Source organism: Nostoc sp. FACHB-110 (assembly GCF_014697425.1).
GTDB lineage: Bacteria > Cyanobacteriota > Cyanobacteriia > Cyanobacteriales > Nostocaceae > Nostoc_B.
On the sequence record NZ_JACJRU010000092.1, the window covers coordinates 1 to 3,280 of the forward strand.

General features: G+C 39.4%; 2 protein-coding genes and 1 pseudogene. All 3 read left to right on the top strand.

Going from position 1 to position 3,280, the window contains the following annotated elements; genetic code table 11:
* The first annotated feature begins 274 nt into the window (after window positions 1-274).
* A complete protein-coding gene (locus H6G69_RS33375; RefSeq protein ID WP_190694001.1) occupies window positions 275-1,768 on the top strand; it encodes a heme peroxidase family protein in 1,494 nt (497 codons plus the stop codon).
* Between the two features lie 254 nt (window positions 1,769-2,022).
* The gene (locus H6G69_RS33380) at window positions 2,023-2,724 is read left to right on the top strand and encodes a hypothetical protein (RefSeq protein ID WP_190694002.1); all 702 of its coding nucleotides are present in this window, start codon (window positions 2,023-2,025) and stop codon (window positions 2,722-2,724) included.
* A 39-nt stretch (window positions 2,725-2,763) separates the two neighbouring features.
* Window positions 2,764-3,054 (top strand): annotated as a pseudogene (locus H6G69_RS34910) (transposase); the annotation flags it as partial.
* Window positions 3,055-3,280: the final 226 nt, after the last annotated feature.

Genomic DNA, 3,280 nt, shown 5'->3' on the forward strand with positions numbered 1-3,280 from the left:
AGGTCTGTTGGGTATGATGTAGACATTGCTCTAGTAACCCTGTCGCATTTTTATCTACTGACACAATAGCGTTACTGGAGCTTTTTTAGACTTTCCAAACATCCTCTTAGAGGTAGGAAATTCTAGAAATGCTACATCAGAGTTGCCCAAGCGTGATTGCCTCACTCCTAAAGCAGCAAAGAGTACCCTCAAGGGTACTACAAAAGCCATTTTAGGAAAACTATACTACATTCAGTATTTCTGATAAATAAGATACTGAAATAAAGGATTTGATATGCGTAGACGGCATGGTTTTCCTCCTCGTAATGGCGAAAAACAACCTATAAGTGAATTTGCACCTGTTGGGAAGTTCGGTAGATTATTTCCTAGACTTCGACCCTTCACTCCATCCATAGACAGTTTGACCGATTTAGGCAATGCGATGAGCGATCCTAGCCCGGAAAAACCAGAGGGAGATAACTTAAAAGTTCCCGCAGGGTTTACCTATTTAGGTCAATTCATTGATCATGACATCACTTTAGATACCACTGCTTTACAGGAAATTATTGTAGACCCCTTGGCAGTAGTTAACTTCCGCACTCCGATGCTGGATTTGGATAGCATCTATGGTTCTGGGCCAGAAGCACAGCCATATTTGTACCAACTAGATGACCCAGATTTATTTTTAATAGGTACTACAAATGAAGCTCCTGGTGCGGGAGATTCTAAAATTAAAACTAAATTGCCTAACGATCTCCCCCGCCTTTCGAGTACATTGGCTGTTTTAGGTGATTCACGCAACGATGAAAACCTAATTGTTGCTCAACTTCATCTAGCTTTCCTCAAGTTTCATAACAAAGTAGTTGCGGGGATTAGAGATGGCAGCATTAAACCCACAAATTCTATTGATAAGTCTGTTTTTGAACAAGCTAGAGAATTAGTCATCTGGCACTATCAATGGATAGTCATCCATGACTTTTTAACTCGCCTTATAGATAAAGAACAATTAGAAAGAGTCCTCAAACAAGGCAGAGAATTTTTCTTATTTAAAGACCAACCTTTTATTCCTGTAGAGTTTGCTGTGGCTGCCTACCGTCTAGGTCATAGTATGGTGCGTGCAGTGTATGACTACAACCGCGTTTTTACGCCTCTTCCTGGTGGAGTTACACCTGCGACGTTGGAGTTACTATTTGCTTTCACTGCAAAATCAGGTCAGTTAGGCGACTTTGCTAATATACCAATTCCTAGTGATTGGATTATTGACTGGAATAGATTTTACGAAATTGATCCAGCTGTACCAGTTAATCATAGCCGTAAGCTAGATCCGTTTTTGGTTGATCCACTAAAGAATTTGCCTAATGTGCCACCACCAAATTCATTAGCTGTAAGAAATTTACTTCGTGGTCGCAGTGTTGGTTTACCATCTGGTCAAAGTGTAGCTCGATTCATGAAATTCAAGCGGTTGACTAGGGCGGAAATTTCCACTGGTGCTGATGGTGCAGTTGCTGTTCAACATGGATTTGATATTGAATCTCCATTGTGGTACTACATTCTCAAAGAAGCACAAATTCAAGCTCAAGGTGAACATTTGGGTCAAGTGGGAAGCCGTATCTTAGCTGAGGTGTTTGTTGGTTTATTAGAAGGCGATAGCAGTTCCTATTTAGTCCGTAATCCAGATTGGAAGCCAATCTTACCAGCCCAAATCCCAGGTACATTTACAATGGCGGATTTATTGAAATTTGTCGGCGACCTTAGTCCCATCGACGATCCTAATAACCTGAATCCATAGCTAGTGCAGGAAGGACATCCAAAAACTTCTTAGCCTTTAGCCGGACTGCATATTAACCTTATGCGCGCCAGCCATGTTCCTCAACAGTTTCCTGGAGGAATTTGGCTGGCAAAGTGTTAATTAATAACTTTGTATTTTTATCTGAGATTGTGAATTAACTCGCTGAGTTGGGAACTATATATGTAAATAAACTAATTGCTTGCTGGCATAATTTGTCAATATTATTGCCGCATAAATATATATTCTCATGCAGTATGGATATTAAATTAGGATTCGGCACTATCCCCAAGCCGCAGTATATTTTTATTAGTAAAGAAAACGATCACTGTTGGTATATGCTCACCGATGATGGCAAACAAATGCCAATTTATGATAGAGCATTAACAGGAATTATCACAGAAATAGAAGTTAATAAAACAGTAGAGACTTCCTGTGGTGAAGCCAAAAAAATAGATTTGCATATTTTGGCAGATAAGCCTTATATCATACGATCAGGTAGTGAATCTTATTTTTCTAAAAGTTTATTACTCTCGCTGAATTCTTTAAGTTATGAACAATTACTGCAACCACTAACTATTGCTGTTAGTCCTGGTGATAAAGCCATCGTATTTTGTACAATTTATCATCCAGTAACTTATCGTTCTGTTGGTGTAACTTGGGATGGACATCAGGAAATAGATTGGCACGTATTAGGACAAAAAGTGAGTGTAAAAATTAATAGTGTAAAATCTACAGCTTCAGCAGCAAGAGAAATAGCCTCTAAGACAGAAATTCGTAGCGATTTTATTGCCAAAACTGATAGTTACTTATCACAATTAAAGTGGACTCCAAATCAAGGCAGAGAATACTTACAGCAGAAATACGGCAAGCGATCGCGCCACCATCTCTCCGAAACAGAACTGATAGACTTTATTGATTATCTCCAGAAACAAATCAGCCAAAAATATTCAACTTAACAACTAAAAATTTTGCTTAATTGCTTAAATCCAGACTCCACGGCAGGCATAGTTGATTCACAGTCGGTAAAAACGACTGAAACGGGGGGGAGCGTGGTTACAATGCGGGCAAGAAAATCAAGGGACGTAAAAGACATATAATCGTATATACTCTGGGCAGACCAAGCATACAGTGGTCAGATTGTATACTCAGGAACAATTGTTTGTGGTTACAAGTTGGAGATTGTCAAGCGTAATGAATCTGGTTTTCATGTCTTACCACGGCGATGGGTGGTTGAGCTTACTTTTGCTTGGTTAGGAAACAACAGGCGTTTAAGTAAAGATTACGAATAATCAACATCAGTGAGTGAAGCAGCGGTATACGCCTCACTCACTCGATTTATGCTACAACGATTAACCAGAGTTGGAGCAAGTTCCTTAAGGTTTACTTTAAAAACAGCCTCTTAGAAGATGTTTTAAAAGTAGGGGACTATTGTAAGAAAGCTCACAAGGCGTATGCTGAAATTTGTAGAAAACAGCACCTTATGAGCGAATGTCTAAAGCATACCGTAGCAAT

Coding starts and splice junctions, on each gene's coding strand:
- H6G69_RS33375 (WP_190694001.1), top strand. CDS start 275: ATGCGTAGACGGCATGGTTTTCCTCCTCGTAATGGCGAAAAACAACCT.
- H6G69_RS33380 (WP_190694002.1), top strand. CDS start 2,023: ATGGATATTAAATTAGGATTCGGCACTATCCCCAAGCCGCAGTATATT.